Annotated in this window: 17 protein-coding genes and 1 pseudogene; 5 read left to right on the forward strand and 13 right to left on the reverse strand. The window is 68.6% G+C overall.

All coding sequences use genetic code 11. The features are described from left to right. The first annotated feature begins 18 nt into the window (after positions 1-18). On the forward strand, positions 19-1,260 hold the full coding sequence (locus DER29_RS30345; RefSeq protein WP_121401060.1) for a DUF1501 domain-containing protein: 1,242 nt from the start codon (positions 19-21) through the stop codon (positions 1,258-1,260). 54 nt (positions 1,261-1,314) lie between these two features. Here DER29_RS30345 and DER29_RS30350 read toward each other — a convergent pair whose 3' ends face one another. From DER29_RS30350 to DER29_RS30395, 8 genes and pseudogenes are all read right to left on the reverse strand, one after another. Beyond that, complete coding sequence (locus DER29_RS30350; RefSeq protein ID WP_158619108.1) at positions 1,315-1,596, reverse strand: AbfB domain-containing protein; 282 nt, start codon at positions 1,594-1,596, stop codon at positions 1,315-1,317. Positions 1,597-1,618: 22 nt separating this feature from the next. After that, complete coding sequence (locus DER29_RS35795; protein ID WP_233600261.1) at positions 1,619-1,975, reverse strand: hypothetical protein; 357 nt, start codon at positions 1,973-1,975, stop codon at positions 1,619-1,621. A 50-nt stretch (positions 1,976-2,025) separates the two neighbouring features. After that, positions 2,026-2,745, reverse strand: a complete 720-nt coding sequence (locus DER29_RS30365) for a 1-acyl-sn-glycerol-3-phosphate acyltransferase (RefSeq protein WP_158619109.1) — start codon at positions 2,743-2,745, stop codon at positions 2,026-2,028. Between the two features lie 59 nt (positions 2,746-2,804). Next, positions 2,805-4,251, reverse strand: a pseudogene (locus DER29_RS36410) (NAD(P)/FAD-dependent oxidoreductase). 617 nt (positions 4,252-4,868) lie between these two features. Further along, positions 4,869-5,321 carry a hypothetical protein gene (locus DER29_RS30380; RefSeq protein ID WP_148710141.1) on the reverse strand — a complete coding sequence of 151 codons (453 nt, stop codon included), beginning with the start codon at positions 5,319-5,321 and terminating at the stop codon, positions 4,869-4,871. Positions 5,322-5,541: 220 nt separating this feature from the next. Continuing rightward, the gene (locus tag DER29_RS30385) at positions 5,542-6,072 is read right to left on the reverse strand and encodes a TetR/AcrR family transcriptional regulator (RefSeq protein WP_233600262.1); all 531 of its coding nucleotides are present in this window, start codon (positions 6,070-6,072) and stop codon (positions 5,542-5,544) included. A gap of 273 nt (positions 6,073-6,345) precedes the next feature. Beyond that, a complete protein-coding gene (locus DER29_RS35800; protein WP_233600263.1) occupies positions 6,346-6,699 on the reverse strand; it encodes a hypothetical protein in 354 nt (117 codons plus the stop codon). Beyond that, positions 6,699-7,199, reverse strand: a complete 501-nt coding sequence (locus DER29_RS30395; protein ID WP_121401067.1) for a nitroreductase/quinone reductase family protein — start codon at positions 7,197-7,199, stop codon at positions 6,699-6,701. The genes DER29_RS35800 and DER29_RS30395 overlap by 1 nt, the downstream gene beginning before the upstream one ends. Positions 7,200-7,444: 245 nt before the next feature. Between DER29_RS30395 and DER29_RS30400 the strand changes: the two genes are divergently transcribed. After that, entirely contained in the window at positions 7,445-7,990 is a 546-nt protein-coding gene (locus DER29_RS30400; protein WP_158619110.1) for a M23 family metallopeptidase, read from the forward strand. Positions 7,991-8,317: 327 nt separating this feature from the next. Continuing rightward, positions 8,318-9,271 (forward strand): DUF4394 domain-containing protein, encoded by a 954-nt coding sequence (locus tag DER29_RS30405; protein ID WP_121401069.1) that lies wholly within the window; start codon positions 8,318-8,320, stop codon positions 9,269-9,271. A 410-nt stretch (positions 9,272-9,681) separates the two neighbouring features. Here the strand turns inward: DER29_RS30405 and DER29_RS30410 are convergent, their stop codons facing one another. The 4 genes from DER29_RS30410 to DER29_RS30425 are packed head-to-tail and all read right to left on the reverse strand — an operon-like array spanning position 9,682 to position 12,329. After that, a complete protein-coding gene (locus DER29_RS30410; RefSeq protein ID WP_121401070.1) occupies positions 9,682-10,005 on the reverse strand; it encodes an integrase core domain-containing protein in 324 nt (107 codons plus the stop codon). Next, on the reverse strand, positions 9,986-11,377 hold the full coding sequence (locus DER29_RS30415; protein WP_199729610.1) for an IS30 family transposase: 1,392 nt from the start codon (positions 11,375-11,377) through the stop codon (positions 9,986-9,988). Before DER29_RS30415 ends, DER29_RS30410 begins: the two co-directional genes overlap by 20 nt. Beyond that, positions 11,272-12,030, reverse strand: a complete 759-nt coding sequence (locus tag DER29_RS30420; RefSeq protein WP_199729663.1) for an IS3 family transposase — start codon at positions 12,028-12,030, stop codon at positions 11,272-11,274. Before DER29_RS30420 ends, DER29_RS30415 begins: the two co-directional genes overlap by 106 nt. Further along, entirely contained in the window at positions 12,027-12,329 is a 303-nt protein-coding gene (locus tag DER29_RS30425) for a transposase (RefSeq protein WP_233600264.1), read from the reverse strand. The genes DER29_RS30420 and DER29_RS30425 overlap by 4 nt, the downstream gene beginning before the upstream one ends. Before the next feature lie 314 nt (positions 12,330-12,643). On the opposite strand from DER29_RS30425, the gene DER29_RS30430 reads away from it, so the two are divergent. Beyond that, positions 12,644-13,252, forward strand: a complete 609-nt coding sequence (locus DER29_RS30430) for a WD40 repeat domain-containing protein (protein ID WP_121401073.1) — start codon at positions 12,644-12,646, stop codon at positions 13,250-13,252. A gap of 245 nt (positions 13,253-13,497) precedes the next feature. On the opposite strand, the gene DER29_RS30435 is transcribed toward DER29_RS30430, so the two are convergent. Continuing rightward, positions 13,498-15,015 carry a recombinase family protein gene (locus tag DER29_RS30435; RefSeq protein WP_199729611.1) on the reverse strand — a complete coding sequence of 506 codons (1,518 nt, stop codon included), beginning with the start codon at positions 15,013-15,015 and terminating at the stop codon, positions 13,498-13,500. A gap of 1,063 nt (positions 15,016-16,078) precedes the next feature. On the opposite strand from DER29_RS30435, the gene DER29_RS30440 reads away from it, so the two are divergent. Next, entirely contained in the window at positions 16,079-16,684 is a 606-nt protein-coding gene (locus DER29_RS30440; RefSeq protein ID WP_148710142.1) for a hypothetical protein, read from the forward strand. The last annotated feature ends 349 nt before the right edge of the window (positions 16,685-17,033 follow it).

Below are 17,033 nucleotides of genomic sequence, written 5' to 3' on the forward strand. Positions count from 1 at the left end.
GCGCGGAAGGAGACGACAGTGGACAACCTGACCCGACGGCGCTTCCTCGTGGCGAGCGGTGTGGTGGGCGCGACCGCCCTGGCGGCCGGAGCCACCGCGTACCGCCTGGACGACCTGTTCGCCACGACCGGCGACCGGGATCCCGAGGCCCGCACGCTGGTGCTGGTCACCCTGTACGGCGGCAACGACGGACTGAACACCATCGTCCCGTACGCCGACCCCGCCTACCAGGACGCGCGTCCAGAGCTGGCGTACACGGCGGAGCAGGTCCGACGGCTCGACGACGAGGTCGGACTGAACCCGGCCCTGGCCGGGCTGCACCGGCTGCACTCGCAGGGGCGGCTGGCCATCGTCCACGGAGTCGGCTACCCGAAGCCGGACCGCAGCCACTTCCGTTCCATGGACATCTGGCACACCGCGCAGCCCGACCGGCCCGGCACGACCGGCTGGCTCGGCCGCTGGCTGGACCAGGCCGGCGGCGACCCCAGGCTGGCGGTGTCGTTCGAGCCGACGCTGCCGCCGCTATTGGCCGGGCAGCGCAGCGCGGGCGCGGCGGTGCCGGTCACCGGACGGAAGGCAGGTCGGGGACTGCCGCAGTCGGTGCTGACCGCGTTCGCGGATCCCGAGGCGGACGAGTCGGAGTCGCGCGCACGGGCGGCGGCCTGCTTCGCCGACCTCCGGTCCGTCGAGGAGATGATCCGAGAGGTACGCGAGGCCGCCGACGCCGACGAGGCCGAGCCGGACGGAGAGACGGCGCCCGCCACGGCGACCGGCGGCGCGCGTACGCCGCTCGACGCCCAACTCGACCTCGTCGCCCAGTGCGTGGAGGCCGGCGTCTCCACCCGGGTCTTCTCCGTCTCGCTGGGTGGCTTCGACACCCACGCCGACGAGAAGCAGTTACAGGAGGTGCTGCTCGGCCAGGTCGATCGCGCGCTGACCGCCTTCGCCGACCGGATGGGACGCACCGAGGCCGGCCGCAAGGTGGTGGTGGCCGTCTATTCCGAGTTCGGCCGCCGGGTGCGCGCCAACGCCTCCGACGGCACGGATCACGGCACCGCCTCGAACGTGCTGTTGCTCGGGTCGGCCGTGCGGGGCGGTCGCTACGGGGCGCCGCCCAGCCTGACCGATCTCGACGACGGTGACCTCAAGTCCACCACCGACTTTCGAGACGTCTACGCCACCCTGCTGGAGAAGGTCCTCGACACCGATCCGGGCGCGGTGCTGGCCGGCTGGCGGGGGCGGCTGCCCGGCGTCTTGTGATCATGAGGCGAGCCCTGTCGCTGTGACACGTGTGCTCCTCGTGCTGGCGGTTGGTCAGATGCCGAGCGGCGGCCCTGCTCGCAAGGTCACGTCGGCGTCGAAGCTGTTCTGCGCGTCGGAGGCGCGTGCGCCGCCCGGCGCTGCGACGTACCCGGCTGCCTGGTAGTGGCGCAGATAGCCGTCGGGCAGGTTGATCGATCGCAGCCGGAAGCCGTCGGCGGTGTTCTCGGGGCAGAAGGTGGCGTCCGCCCGGAACAGTGAGTTGCCGAGGTTCGGCCACGGCGACGAACGACTCGACGTCAACGGTCTGGCCGACCTACTCACCGAACCGGCCACCGACGCAGTACCCGCAGCCGCACTACCGGCGTGGCTGGTCGGCAGAGCCGAGCAACTCAACAGTGGTCCCCTGGCCGACGACGTGGCGATGCTGCTCGTCACACCTGCCAACGGCACCTGAATCCGCATGCGGAGGGCTGGCCCACAGTGCGGACACGATGCCCCTGTGCCCCGGCCAGTGCGGCGGGGCGAGCGCGAGGGTCTGCTGGTGATACCCGTGCACCCGGCCCGTGACGGCCGCGCAGCTTGGGTAGCCCACCGGCTTCTCGGGAGTTCGAGCCTGCACGAGGATCCGCTCGCCCTTGTCCGTAACGTCGTCGGTCGCCAGCGGCAGCAGCCCCGAGAACACCGTCTTCGTAAGATCCTCGATCTTGTACACATGACCTCAACGTCATCGACCAGCTCCGGTCACCAGGTGGCCGGTGAACGTCAAAGATTGGTCATGCCGGTGGCGGTGGGGTCGAGCAGGTCTTGGACGGCGGAGTGGATGCGGCCGGCGCAGTGTTGAACGTAGCTGTCGTCGGCGGCGGCGTCGGGGCCGTGACGGGGAAAGTGCAGCGGTGGACCGATGAGGATGGTGATGCGGGCGGGTAGCGGTAGGTAGGGCACGGCCGGAAGAAAGGTCAGGCCCCACGGCAGGCTGAGAAGCAGCGGCCACCGGGCAAGCCGAAGCCACCGTTGGGTGCGCAGCATGCGGGCGATGGCGGCGCCGTCGTACAGAACCACGGCGGTGTTGTGCGCCCCTGCGGCGGCGACGGGGATGACCGGCACGCCGCAGGCCACCGCGAGGCGCGCGTGGCCGACGCGACCTTCGAAGACCACTTTATGGCGATCAGTCCAGCGGCGAGCGCCGTCGGCGTCGCTACCGGGGTAGACGAGCACCTTGTCGCCGCTGGCGAGCAGAGCCGCGGCCGTGGCCGCGTCAGCGGGGACGGCGCCGAGGGGCCGCAGCCAGCGCCCGAGCAGGGTTAGGCCCAGCTGGTGGGTGAGCACCCAGGGCGTGTCGGCGAGGCCTCTGGCGTGGTGGACGGCCGCGCCGAACAGGTAGGTGTCGCCGGTGTAGAAGCCGCCGTTGTGGTTGGCGACGTACAGCGCCGGACCGGACGGGATTTGGTCGAGGCCGATGACCCGGGCGCGGTGGTAGGGCACCAGGAGGCGCCGGACCCGGCGGGCCGCACGGGCGATAGCGGCGGGGTCGCGTCGGGGCGTCACGAGGTGCGGGCGGTGGTGCGTAGCGCGGCCAGTAGCGGCCGGGTCAGCCGGCGGGTGGTGGGGGTCAGTAGTCGCCGTTGCAGGTGTTCGCCGGCGGCGTCGACGGCGGCGAGTGCGTACGTGGGGTAGGGGTGCACGGTGCGGTACAGGTCGGTGAGCCGGCCACGGCGGGCGATCAGAGCGGCCAACTCACCGATGAACTCACCGGCGGTGGGGGAGACGATGGTGGCCCCAACCAGCCGCCCGCCCGGGTCTGCGACCAGGGTCGCCCACCCGTCGGTACGCCCGGCGGTCACTGCCCGGTCCACATCGGCGAGGTCGAGGCGGGTGACGATGGCGCGGTCGCCCCACCGGTGCCGGGCCTGGGCGGCGCGCAGGCCGACCCGGGCGATCTCCGGGTCGGTGAAGACCACGTATGGCATCGGCAGATAGCGCACGTGACGGGGCAGCCAGAACAGCGCGTTGAGCGTGGCCGTTGCGGCCTGGTGAGCGGCGACGTGGGTGAACGGCAGCACACCGGTTACGTCACCGGCGGCATACACCCCCGGCGCGGTGGTGCGCATCCGGGTGTCAACGCGGACGGCGGCAATGGTGGGTGAGCGCCACGCCGGCGTGACGCAGGCCCAGCCTCGCGGTACGTGGTCGCCGCCCACCGGCGGCGAGGATCCGGTCGACGTCGATCGCGCCAGGCCGGGCGCCGGTCAGCCGCGCTCGCCAAGGCATGCTGGCGCTGACCTCAGTCAGCTCGGTGGCGGTGCGCACGTCGACGCCCTCGTCCCGTAGCCGGGCGGCGAGCAGTTCTCCCACTTCCGGGTCCTCGCGCGGTAGCAGGCGTGGTGCACGCTCCACCAGTGTGACCGTGCTGCCGAGACGGGCGAACGCCTGACCCAGCTCGCAGCCGACCGGCCCGCCACCGAGCACCAGCATCCGCGACGGCAGGGCCTCCAGGTCCCAGACGGTGTCGCTGGTCAGCGGCTCGGCCTGCGTCAGTCCGGGAACCGGTGGCAGCTCCGGCTCCGAGCCGGCCGCCACCAGCACGCACCGCGCCGAAACTTCGCGCCCGTCAGAGGTGAGCCGCACCCGCCGCGGTCCGACGAACACGGCTTCATCGGCGATCACCTCGGCTCCGGCCGCGCGGATCCGCTCCGGCGCGTCGTGCGGCGCGATCGCCCGCTGCGCCGCGCGCACGTGTGCCATCACCTTCGCCAGATCGATTTTCGGGTCCACCGGGGTCAGGCCCACCCGGTCGGCGCGGCGCATCCGGTGCGCCAGGTCGGCTGCCTCAATCAACGCCTTGCTCGGCACGCACCCCGACCACAGACACTCGCCGCCGGTGCGGTCCCGCTCGACCAGCGCCACCCGGGCGCCCAAACCGCCCGCGATCACGGCCGAAACCAGCCCCGCGGTGCCGCCGCCGAGCACCAGCAGATCCAGATCGGTCATCGGCATCTCACGGTTGACGCCACCGGCAGCGGCATAATCTTGGTCACGCCGCGACGCTACCCAGCGGCATCAAGCACTGACACCGCTTACCGAAACTCGTTAGCAACCGGTAAGGCCGTCCAGTGCCAGCCGGGCAGAGGCATCACCTGGATCGCGTACCGAAGACGACGTGTACGTGCCCGTCGCGCAGCATCTTGTGGATGACGTCGGTGAAGCCGCTATCGACCAGAGTTCACGGGGGTCGGTGCGCGTTGGTTCCGCCCTGCCACGTACGCCAGCCGCGCGGCCGGCGCCAAGACCCTACGGCCCACCGGCCGGGTGAGGCCGACTGCGGTCACCTGTCCGCCCGAGCACAGCAGACCCGTGGTTAGTCCGGTGCCGACCATGCCGAGCCATGCGGCCTCGCCAACAGGCGGAAGGCGGGCGACGCCAGGGAAGAGCAGAGACATCAAGGGCGTTCTCCTGCCGGCAACACCATCCGACTGGCCGAAGGTTCGGGGCACATCCGTCGCGCCCGGTAGGGGTCCGTGACCAGCTCGCGCGGCGGCGTCACCTGCGACAACGGCACCGATTGCCCTGCGTGACCATGAACGTTCCCGATGAGGTGACAGCCACTCTCAGCGGGTGTTGCGTGCGATCTTGTCGTAGGTCAGGCCGGTGACAGCCGCGTACACACCCTTGTGCGCGAGGTCAGTCGCCAGCTCTTGTCCCGTCCACCGCCAAGGCCAGTCAGCGACGCCCAGAGACTTGTACAGCATGACGTCGCCCATCCACAACAGCGCGCAGTGGGCGGCAGTTGCTGCGGGGCCGGTCAGGCCGGCGACCTGGAGAAGCCCTCGTACGGAGCCCATTGCAATTCCGTGGCTCCAATGCATGCCAGCGTTCAGCGACTGCACATCACTGCCGATGGCAGGGTTCCTGCCTGGGATCAGGTGCGCACCCACCTGCCCCGGCACGCTGCTTGCCGCCCGTCGCGACACCGCCATCTCCACTCGCTGCGTCACAGTCATTGCGGCAGTGCCCACGATTCCCGCAACCAGTCCACTTCCTAGCGCACCGAGAATGCCCACGAACTCAGTGTGGCACCAGGGCGGCCCGCTTGTGGGCAGATGGGGTGAGGGGCCCCGGCTGGTGGTTCATTACCGACCTCGGATCCCGGAAAACACATCTCAAGGGTTTCAACGGCAAGTAATGGTTTGGCGAGGTGATGGCTGTGTGCGGTGTGACTTGAATGGGGACGTCTGGCGTGATGTGGTGCTGTCGGGCATGAACGTCCCGAGGTCCACCACGTCAGGGCTTGCGCTTGTAGGCCGCCAGCACCCGAGCCACGAGTTGCTCGGCGTGCCGCCTGTCGACGGGGCCGCCGACGGCGCGGCGGTAGAAGATCGGTCCGGCAAGCAGGTCGAGCACCTCGGCCGGGTCCGTGTCGGCAGGAAGTTCTCCTCGGCTGATGCCGCGCGTGACGGCTTGCAGGATGACGGCGTGGCGGGCGTCGGCCTCCCGGTGGTGCAGCGCGGCGAGTTGTGGGTTGCGCTCGGCGGCGTCTACCAGTGCGAACCACAGTCCTGCGGCCGGGCCGTGGGACAGCGCAGCGGCGAGCCCGGTGACCAGTTCGACGAGATCGTCGCGCAGCGTTCCGGTGTCTGGATCGTCGGGTATGCGCCGCACATTGTCGAAGGCGTCGAGCACCAGGGCGGCGTGGCCGTCCCAGTGCCGGTAGATCGTCGTCTTCGCCACTCCGGATCGTTCTGCGACGGCCTCGATCGTGGTCCCCGCGATTCCGCGCTCGGCGAGTAGGTGCAGGACGGTGGCGAGCACCACGGCACGGGTGCGTAGCACCCGTGGATTCGTCGGCGGGCTCACCCGTCACCTCCCCGCGTCTGTTGTCCGTGGCCTACTGCCAAGGCCGGTAAATACGGCAGCCGCGACGTCGCCTAGGTCGCGGGTGTCGACGAATGCCACCCGGCCATGCCTGGCAGGCAGATAACGCCGGTCGTCGCGGATGTCCCGCTGGTACGCGTCGGCCAGGGTTTGGTGCGAAGAACCCCGGCCGCAGGATCGTGTATGGCAGTCCTGAGGCATGAGGATGCGTCTCTAGGCGGTGATGGGGCAGTGCCGGGTTGCGCTCGGCACCGATGACCGAGGCGAACACGACTTGCTGGGCGCCGCCGTGCGCGGCGGCTCGACCAGCGCGTTCAGGGTGGGTCCCACCCGGGCGATCTGCGGTGGTCGAAGCAGGAACAATCCGCTCGCGCCGTCCAGCGCCGCGTGGAAGGTGCGCGGGTCGCGCAGGTCCAGGCGCGCCGCGGGTACGCCGGGAAAGCGTTTCCTGAGGGCGGTGGGGTTGGTCCCGGCGACCCGTACGGCCATCCCTGCGGCCAGCAGGGATCGGGTCACCGCGCCGCCCCCGTTGCCGGTCGCCCCGGTCACCAGCACCGGCGCGGCCATCAGGTACCGCTTTCGACGTCGAGGTAGACCAGAGCCAGCCCGTCGCGGCGGGCTGCCTCGGTCAACTCGTCGTGCGTCGGCGTACGCGGCACGTTGATTTTGATGCCCATTCGCCGGCCCGCACGTTGGTACCCGGCCTGCTCAATGAGCGAGTGATAGACCTGCGCGACAAGGTCCGGGTCCTCGACGAGCTGCGCTCGTGCCGCCAGTCGCCGGCCCAGCAGTGTGACAGCGATGTCGGGTCGGTCGCGCAGGTTGACCCGCCACGGCGAGTTGGTCAACACCAGCAGCCGGCCGTCGCCGCCGTCTCGGTAGGCCACCGGAAAGACCAGCTCGCGGCCCGAGCGTCGCCCGACGACGTGCAGCAAGAGCAGGTGACGACCGACCCGCTGGGCCCGTCGTGGCGTCGACAGGAACCAGCGCATGACCTTGTTGACGACCCGGTACGGGGCTTTGGGTGGACGAACCCGCTGCACGGCTGGAAGTGAGGTGGAGGCCATACCGCCACACTAACGCTACGGATGCGTAGCGGAAAGATCGGATGCGTCACCCCAACCGAAGGCGTGACGCATCAGGGGTTCGGGTGGGGCGGCTGGACCCTTCCTGCGGCCATGCCCGTGGTCAGGCTGAATATTGACCCATGTGCAAGTGCCTCCGTATTCTTTGCCGGCCCGTACGACGAACTCGACTGGCCGGCCCCCGAGCGCCAACGGATCCTGGATCCCTCACAGACGGAGGAACTTCGATGCCATCACGCTGGCGCGTCGCGTTTGCGGCAACCCTGGCCGCCGCTCTCATCTTGTTGGCTGCCCCGGCGGCTGTCGCCGCACCGCTGCCGGCCGGCACGTGGTGGGGGGTGGAAGACGGCCGCACCACCTCCAGCTACAACGAGTACTTCCCGGGCTACCAGTTCGGCTGCGGGGGCGATCAGCGCCATAAGGGCGTCGACGTGGGCGCTCCCACCGGCAACCGTATCTACGCGTGGGGAGCCGGCCGTGTCGTCGGTCGCGGCTATGACCCGGGCGGCTACAACCGGTGGATCCAGGTCTACTTCCCATCCGTCAACATGAGCCTGACCCTCGGCCACCTCCTTGACGGCTCCGAGCTACGCGTCGGCAACACCTTCACCAAGGGCACCCGTTGGGCAAGAATCGGCACCTTGGCGGACGGTCTCAACCACCGTCACGTCCACTTCCGCGCCGCCCGCGGCAACCACGGCGCCTCTCCCATCGGCCCGTGCGAGGACATGAACCCCTTCGTCCTCTGGGACGCGCTGGGCCTGCCTTCCTGACGACTTGACTGTCAGTTGCGGGGGCGCGCACAACCCGCCTGCCCCCGCAACTGATCGAGAGCGCCAGCCGCGCCGTGGACACCGAAGCCCCGTCAGACCTGAGCCGACCGGCTAGCCACACCCGCGCCGCATTGATGTTTCGGACTCATGGGCCGAACTCATCTCAGTATGCACCGCCCTGGCGTGCGTGGACGTGTTTTGGCTGCTCAGAGGGCATCCCTGGCCTGATGGATCTCGTTTGCCGGTTCCAGCCCCGCCGTGATTTGTGAGCTGCTTTCATGTCGTTGTGCCCTGAAGGAGGGCATCCGTCACAGGAAGGTGCGTGACATGAAGTATCCGCTCACCAGGACCCTGCTGCTCGCCGGAGTCTCCATCGCTCTGGGCGCCGGATCGTCCGTCGGATTCGCCGGTGCCGCGTCGGCCGACGGCGCCCCGGGGGACAACTCCGACGGCTACCGGTCGTGGGAGAAGTCCTGCCACCGCCCCTACGGCGACTACGACCGCTACGACTCGTCGAAAGACCGGGAGAGGAGGCGCAGCGGGCTCAAGGCCATCGGTTTGACCGACGACCAGAAGCTGATCAAGTTTGACGTGAGCAACCCGGACCGCGCCTGCAAGATCGGCAAGGTGTGGCTCGACGACGACAACGAACTTGTCGGTATCGACTACCGGGTGCAGAACGGCAAGCTCTACGGTGTCGGCGACGAAGGCGGCGTCTACGTCCTGTCCACCCGCGACGCCTCCGCCTCCAAGGTCAGCCAGCTATCGGTAGACCTGGATGGCACGTACTTCGGGGTCGACTTCAACCCGGCCGCGGACCGACTGCGGGTCATCAGCGACAAGGGCCAGAACCTGCGCCACAACGTTAACGACGACACCACCGTCGAGGACGGGGATCTGACCTACCCGCCGGCAAACGACATCGCCTACGGCGTCACCGGGGCGGCCTACACCAACAACGACCTCGCCCCGGACACCGCCACCACCCTGTTCGACATCGACACCAACCTCGACCAGGTCGCGGTGCAGTCACCCGCCAACACCGGGCAACTCGCCGCCACCGGCAAGCTCGGCGTCAACGCCGGAACCTGGGCCGGGTTCGACATCTACAGCACCGTCCGCGACGACAAAACGGTCTACAACAAGGGCTTCGCCGTCCTGCAGGTCAACAACCGCAGCAAGGTCTACAAGATCGACATGCTGACCGGTGACGCCGACAAGCAGGGCGCCTTCTACGACTACCACGTCGTCGACCTCGCACTGCCCCTCAACCAGCACTGAGACGACCGTCCGCGCGCAAACACGCAACGAACCCAGGGGAGGGCCGGCATGCCGGCCCTCCCCTGAAGCAAAACCTGTGAGGCGGCCTTGGCAGCGCGCTCAAGTTGCTCATACAACTGCCCAGCGGCGTGCAGGAGTCGAGCCTCATCGGACCATGCCTGCCACTGCTCAACCCAAGCGTCGAAAGCACGCACAATCCGCCCAGGCGGCGCCTCACTACTGTCATCGTCGCGCAGCCGGGCGTCCAACAGGCGCGGCGCGGAACCAGCGAACCCGCCCACGGAGTCCATGTCGATCGCTGGTGTAGCAACTCCGGTGGCGCCGGCTCCGTCGGTGGCCGAGACGGACGCAGTCGCATGATCACTGGGCTTGACCCGTTTCGACGGACAGGGTCGTTGTGTTGATCTTAGTTAGGCGGCTTGGTCGATCGGTAGCGGTTGTGAGCTGGCGGCCTCGAAAGCCGCAGGGCTGAGGTAGCCGAGGGTTGAGTGTCGGCGGCGGGTATTGTACCAGCCCTCGATGTATTCGAATATGGCCTGGCGGGCGGCTTGGTGGGTGGGCCAGGCCTGGCGGTGCAGGAGTTCGGTTTTGATGGTGGCGAAGAACGACTCGGCGACGGCGTTGTCCCAGCACTGTCCGCGCCGACCGACGGACAGGCGGATGTCGTGACGGTGTGCGAGGCGGGCGTGCTGGGCGCTGACGTATTGCCCGGGTTCAACCGGTCGTTGCAACACCGCTGCTGTGCAGCAATCGTAGGTGCTCGTCGAGGGCCTCGGCGGGTGTCTTCCAGCCGAGGACCTTGCGGGGCCTGCTGTTGATGGCGGCCTGGACGGCGAGGAGGTCATCGAGGCTCCAGCGGGACAGGTCGGTGCCCTTGGGGAAGTACTGGCGTAGCAGGCCGTTGGTGTTCTCGTTCGTGCCGCGCTGCCAGGGCGAGTGGGGGTCGGCGAAGTAGACCGCCATGCCGGTTTCGATCTTGAATTGGGCGTGTGCGGAGAGCTCCTTGCCCCGGTCCCAGGTCAGCGACCGTAGCAGCTCGGCCGGCATCATCGTCATCGTCGAGCTGAGGGCGTCTTTCATCGCGATGGCGCCGTAGCCGCCCAGGGCGGGCCCGTTCTTGACAGGTGGGACGGTTCCGTAGCCCTCGAGGCGGGGCAGGTGGACCAGGAGCGTGTAGCGGCTGCTGCGCTCCACGACGGTGCCGATCGCCGACCGGTTCAAACCGATGATCAGATCGCCCTCCCAGTGCCCAGGCACCGCACGGTCGGTGGCCTCGGCAGGCCGTTCACTGAGCACGACATCGGCGGTGACATGACCCTGCGGCCTGTTCCGGGACCGTTCCCGGGGCTTGCGCAGTGCCCGGCCGGTGCGCAAGCAGGCGACCAGCTCACGCTGGAGCGCTCCACGTCCTTGAATGTAGAGCGCCTGGTAGATCGCCTCGTGGCTGATGCGCATGTCCTCATCGTCGGGGAAGTCGACGACCAGCCGCCGGCTGATCTGTTCCGGGCTCCAGACCGTGGCCCAGCGCCGGTCGGCGCGGTGCGGCTTGTTCAGCCCTTTCCAAGTCGTCGACGGGCCAGCGGCAACGGTCCCGTCAGGACGCTGCAACTGCCCGCTCAGCCGCGCTTGGACGTACTCGCATAGCCGCGGGTTGCCCGCCAACTTCACCCGCTTCGGGCGCCGCGCCGCGATCTGCGCCTTCCACTGTGCGACGCCTGCCCGGTACTCCCGCTTGCCGGCACGGGTGGCGGCGTTGCGCCGCAGCTCCCGCGAGATCGTGCCGGGGTCTCGATGGAGCTGCCGGGCGATCGCGCGGACACCCTGGCCCTGCGCCTTGAGTAGCGCAATCTCCTCGCGCTCGAAGAAGGACAGGTAGCGGCCGGTGGGCTCGGCAAGGCTCAACGGGGGCATGCCGCCAGCGTGCCGAAACCAGCGCACCGCAACGGGCGTCGACACACCGAGATCGAGCGCCGCCTCCTCGGTGCGCTTGCCCTGCGCAATCAGGCGCCAGAAGGCGCGCTCCACATGCCGCGCCGGCATCGGCCGGCCCGGCGAACGCATCGCCGGCCGCAACGCCCGATCCGCCTGCTGCTGACGACGCACCATTCGAACACCTCCACGACCACGAGGTGTTGCGACGACCGGTTGAGTCCGCCTTGCGTGCCGCGGTCGGAATGAAACACCAGCCCGGGCTCGGGTCGGCGGCGTGCGAGAGCGTCGGCGAGGGCGGCGTCGACCAGGTCGGTCCTCAGGTTGTCGGCCACGGCCCAGCCGACAACCCGGCGTGATGCGAGATCGATGACGGTGGCCAGGTAGAGCCAGCCCTGCCACGTGTTGATGTAGGTGATGTCGCCGCACCAGCGGGTATCGATTACGCCAGGATCAACACGGAAGTCGCGGCCGACCAGGTCAGGCCGGAGCTCGGCGGCCGGATCCGGGATTGTGGTCGTGCGCCAGCGGCGTGGGCTCTTGCCGGCGAGTCCGGCGGTGCGCATCAGCCGGGCGACGCGTTTGCGGCCGTGCCGTAGCCCCTGCTCGGTGAGCTCCGCGTGGATCCGCGGCGCCCCGTAGGTGCCCTTGGACCGTTCGTGCAGCACGGTGATCTTGTCGGTGAGCCGGGCATCGACCCGCTCGCGCTGCGACTGGGCACCGGTTTTCTGCTGGTAGTAGGCGGATCGGGAGACCTCGAGCAGTTCGCAGGCACGTTTGACGTTGTGCTTGCCGGCCTGCTCCGCGGCGATGAACGGGAAGACGTTCACCGGGTCTCCTTCGCGAAGAAAGCCGTCGCTCGTTTGAGCACATCGACGTCTTCGCGCAGCCTGCGGTTCTCTTTGCGCAGCTGTGCGAGTTCGGCCCGTTCGTCGGTGGTCAGCCCGTCGGCGCGGACGCCGGTGTCGAGTTCGGCCTGCTTGACCCACTCACGCACTGCCGTCTCGGTCAGGTCGAAGTCCTGGCTGACCTGCCGGAGCGTGCGGTCACCACGCTGGCACAACTCGACGATCTCGGCCTTGAACTCCGGCGTGAACGAACGCCGAGGCCGTGGCCGCTTCTCTCCCATGCTCTCCATGATGCTGGACATCCTCCCGGAGACCCCAGGTCCCGCTACGATTCGGAGGCGACGATTGCCTGTCGATCATGTTCTCGCCATCAGGCGACCTGATCGCCACCGCAAAGCAGGAGCAGATCACGGTGTGGGATGCGGGATCTGGTGTCCTCCACGCACAATGGGGCGCTCGACCGCGACGAAAGCCGAGACGCATACCGGCATCGACACCGTTCCCGTGGGCGTATGCGCTTGCCTGGTCCGGCGACGGCGAGCGGATGGCCGTCCACACGCATTGATTCTACGGCAGAACACCACCCGCCCTTTCAATTTGGCACGTAGCCACAGCGCAGCGCCTAGCAGTCCTCGACGGCAGCGAAGACAGCACCGGAACGCTTGCCTGGTCCCCGGACTCAAGCCTCATAGCTGCTGTCATCAGCAAGCACAACGTGAGCTTCTGGCGAGGAGACGACTACACCCGTACCCACCAATGGCGAATCGAAGGACTCGGCAAAGTAGCCGCCCTGGCCTGGTCGAATGACTCCACCAGACTCGCCGCCGCCGTCGGCAACCAGATCGAGATCTGGAACGTAACGCAGCAGCACGTAAGCGTGCGCTTTGTCGGCCACACAGGCAAGGTCCAACACCTCAGCTGGGCAACCGACGGAAACAGGCTGGCAACCATCAGCGACGACCACATGCTCTACCTCTGGCGCACTCAAGACGGACGACCGTTCGGCGTACTCGACATACCTCACGGGATTGTGCGCAGCCTGTCATGGCAAGACGCCCTCATCGTCACCTACGATGACGGCACGATCATGAGTTGGGATATCTGCGGTGACCGCGTGCAGGCTTCGGCCGAAGGCGGTGAACCTCGTGCGCTCAGCGCCGAAGAACGCGAGCGATACGGGCTGCCGTCAACGCCGACCGACTGAAACTCGCCAGGACATGAGCGGCGGGATCCAACTCGATGGCTGCACGTTCAGCTCGGTCAGTCGATAACGGAGCGAGCCGGCTGGCAAGCTTCGACCCCATGCCCCCAAACTGCTATTCATGCTCACGCACGGCAACGGGGCGCGGGCTTGAGCCAATCCTGGCCGTACCGTAATCTATGAGCATGTGCACCCCAGAATGGTGCACATATGATGCGTGCACGTGTTCGAATCCCCCCTCGGACACGTTATTTCCACACGAAGCGTGATGATTCTTCGTGCTTTGCGTGATCCCCGTCCCGTTGGGCGGGGATTTTTGCTGTGCCGGCGAGGCTGCTTCCCTGTGGGTTGAGCGGGTGGGCCGCGGTCTCGGCTTCGACGGTCCAGGTGTGGTGGTCACACACGACGATCATGTTGTTGGCGCGTAGGTATGCGGTGACCTTCTCCGGGTCGGGGCTGCGCAGCGTGGGATGGTGCCGGTGCAGTCTGCGGTCATGTCGGAGGCGGTCCAGCAAGTGGTCTCCCCGGATGTAGAGGATCTTCGGCTGTCGGGTGGTCTTGGTTCGGGTGCTGGTGTAGCCGTGGCGGCAGCGGTAGCCGGGACGGCCGTGGACCCAGTGGGAGTCCATCAGGCGGCCGCAGGCGCCGCAGCACACGAGGCCGGCCAGGCGGTAGCGGCGCGTAGCGCCGTCCGCGGGGGTGGGCGCGGTGTGGATGGCTTGGGCGGCGACGAACTGTTCCTCGGTGACCAGCGGCGGGTGGGCGATCTGTCGGGCGACGACCCACTGCGGGGCGGCGTTCCAGCGCTGGACCTCGCGGTGGCGCGTGAGGGTCCCATCGGGTGTGAGGTCGTCGTGGTCGGTGCGTTGCCGGTTCCACACCTGGCGGCCGGTGTAGCGGGGGTTGGCCAGGATCGCCGCGACTGTGGTCAGCATCCAGGCGTGTGCGCTGCGGTGCCGATTGCGCGCCGGGTCGGCGTCAGATGGGCATTGCACGTCGTTGTCGTTGAGTTCCCGGGCGATGCTGGCCACGCTGCGCCCGGCCAGCCGCTGCTCGAACATCCAGCGGACGTGGGGTGCGGTGGCGGGGTCGGGTTCCAGGCGGTGCAGGCGCCGCCCCCAGGCGGCGTGGGCGCGGTTCGGGTGAGGGCCGGCGTCGGCGAGCCGGTAGCCGTAGGGCGGTCGACCGCCGAGGTGTCGTCCCTGCGTCTCGGCTTGGGCGCGCATGGCCGCGGTCGTGCGGTGGCGCGCTCGGGATACCTCGCGTTGGGAGTGCACGCCCAATAGGTCCAGCAGTGCCAGTTGTCGGGGGTTGTCGAAGTCCACCGGACCGTAGGTTTCCGGTAGCCACAGCTGTACACCGTGCTTGAACAGGGTTGGGGCGAGCTGTTCGAGCTGTTGGCCGTGGAAGGCGCGTTCGTACTCGCCGACGACGATCGCGTCGAACCGGCGTGCCGGGTCGGCCAGTGCGGCGAGCAGCAGGGCCGCCTGCGGCCGGTCCGGCCAGGCGATCCGGCGGGAGACGCCCTCATCGAAAAACTCAACCACGATCCGGCCATGCCCGACGACCAGGTCCTCGGCATAGTTGCGCTGCCACCGGCACGACGACGCCCGATCCTGGAAGTCGACCGTGGACATCCGGCCGTAGAACGCGAACCGCAGCCCATCCGTAGCGGTGGTGAACCGCCGTGGCCGTAGCTTCCGCTGCCCGGCGGCCCAGGACGAGAGCGTGCTTCGTTCGGGTGCTGCCGTCGTTCTCGTCGCCATAGGACCTCCACGATCGGTGCGTTTACCCCGTCCTGGTTCCCACGTTCAGAGTAGGGGGAGCGGCTGATTCATGTAGTTCGATCACCCTTTCGGGTGGTATAGCGGAATCGTCCGGGCGGCTGACGGGCAGGGTCGGGGCAAGGTCTGTCGGCGACCCTGGCTGCTTGCTGATGAGGGTGCGGCCGGTGCTCACCGTCTCGATGCCTCCTGTAAGGCGACCACCGCCTGAGTGCTGCGCGCCCTCGCCGAAGCTCTCGAGCTACCCGGTGGAACAACCGCGCCTTGCTGGCTACCCGCACGGAGTTCCGTGCAGCTCAACGGCTGCCCGCGACCTCGTGTGGAACATCCCATGGCTGGCTCCCGCAGCGGACGACATCGCCGTGGTGCGAGTGCCCGGACCGCACGAACTGGCCAAGGCCCGGACGCACGTGATGGCGACCCGGCAGGGCACTGCCCGTTTCCGCCGTCCCGGCAGCAACGCGACCGAGTCGGAAGACCTGTGGGACGGCATCGAACAGGCCGTCGAGCGGACCGTGGAACTGACCCGTTGCCCGCGCTGCGGAGCACATCCCGAGCAGCCCGCACGGGCGCGGCCCCGCGCGCGGACAACTGCTTCCACGTCTCGTGTACGAGCTGCGGCGTGGCTTGGGAGAGCCGCCGCTGCCGAACCTGCACGCGCAGTTACCCGGTCCTGGATACCGTCCGTGAATCGCCGGGGATCCCCGATGGGGACCGCATCGACCAGCGGTACGCAGCGACCTGCTCGCCGCACCATGCGCGACCCGCAGCCGTGTCTTCATCTGCCCCTGGTGCGCCACGTGTGCGAACGCCCAGTCGGACCAGAACTGTGCCAGGTGCTACGCAATAACAGGGAGCGTCGATCCGATCCCGCAGGTGAGGCCGTGAGCAGGTGATGCGAGATCCTCCCGGGCGACGCCGCGCAACGGCCCTCCTGGCATTCGGCGAATCCTGGCAGGATGATCAGGTGCTCTTGGTCCCTCGCCTTGTGGCGTCCTTCCACGTGCCGGCGAACTCCCCTCGCATACCCGATACCCCTCGCACTGTGGACACGCCGGCCGTCCAGCGGTGGCCGCATCGCCGGCTCGTGGTGATCCGTCGGGACGACGAGCTGTTGGCGCACGACATCGACCGGCTCGTCGCCGGCGACGACGCTCCCGCCGCCCGGTTTCCGGCGCCGTGGCCGCGCGGGGCGGGCGGGGTCGATGCGGTGAGCTCCGCCCTCGATTTGGCGGTCTTCAGCGGTCAGCACGCGTTGCACGCGGTCGACGCGGCCGGCGCGTTGCACTGGAGGGTGCGGCATGCCTGCTGGGGCTCGCCCTGCTTGTCATGGCACGACTCCTACAAGGAGTACGCGGGAATCGACGGGCACCGCCATCCCGACCACGGTTCGTGCGGGATCAGCGCGGACGGCTCGACGGTATGGGCGCACGTACGCACCCCACTGCCCGACGACGGCGAGTTGGAGTTGGACGAGGAGTGGCTCGTGCTCGACGCCGTCGACGGTCGCGTCCTGGGACGAGCTCCGACGGACACCGCGACCGCCGGCTCCTACCACGTTCCTCACCCCGACCCGGGCCAGGTGGGCCTGAGCGTCGGTGAGGGCCAGGACGGTTCGCCGCTGCGGTGGGGCCGGTGGGGCGGCAGCTAACTCACCGTCACCCGCATCGGTGACGACGACCGCTGTCTCGTCGATGTCAGCCCGTGTGGGACGCGGTTGCTCACGATCGCCCACTGGGGGAGGCAGCCGGCAATCCATCGTCTTCCCGACGGCGCGGTGATCCACGAGGTCGTCGACCACCAGATTCCCCTGCGTCCTCAAGCACCGTCGGACGTCGAGGAGGAGCCGTTCTGGGGCTACCAGTGCGGCTTGGTTGACGAGCGCACGGTCATCGCGAGCACCATCGAGGGGCACGGGCCTCCGGCACTGGCTGATCGACACGACGCGGGGGGGATGTGCTGGGTCAGGTGGAGTACCCGATGCCCGTATCGGAGGACCC

It is taken from the genome of Micromonospora sp. M71_S20 (genome assembly GCF_003664255.1).
Lineage (GTDB): Bacteria > Actinomycetota > Actinomycetes > Mycobacteriales > Micromonosporaceae > Micromonospora.

What these genes read in the sequence shown, in the direction of transcription:
- DER29_RS30405 (WP_121401069.1), top strand. Translation starts at nt 8,318, where the DNA reads ATGAAGTATCCGCTCACCAGGACCCTGCTGCTCGCCGGAGTCTCCATC.
- DER29_RS35800 (WP_233600263.1), bottom strand. Translation starts at nt 6,699, where the DNA reads ATGGCCGCGCCGGTGCTGGTGACCGGGGCGACCGGCAACGGGGGCGGC.
- DER29_RS30400 (WP_158619110.1), top strand. Translation starts at nt 7,445, where the DNA reads ATGCCATCACGCTGGCGCGTCGCGTTTGCGGCAACCCTGGCCGCCGCT.
- DER29_RS30415 (WP_199729610.1), bottom strand. Translation starts at nt 11,377, where the DNA reads ATGGTGCGTCGTCAGCAGCAGGCGGATCGGGCGTTGCGGCCGGCGATG.
- DER29_RS30425 (WP_233600264.1), bottom strand. Translation starts at nt 12,329, where the DNA reads ATGGGAGAGAAGCGGCCACGGCCTCGGCGTTCGTTCACGCCGGAGTTC.
- DER29_RS30435 (WP_199729611.1), bottom strand. Translation starts at nt 15,015, where the DNA reads ATGGCGACGAGAACGACGGCAGCACCCGAACGAAGCACGCTCTCGTCC.
- DER29_RS30395 (WP_121401067.1), bottom strand. Translation starts at nt 7,199, where the DNA reads ATGGCCTCCACCTCACTTCCAGCCGTGCAGCGGGTTCGTCCACCCAAA.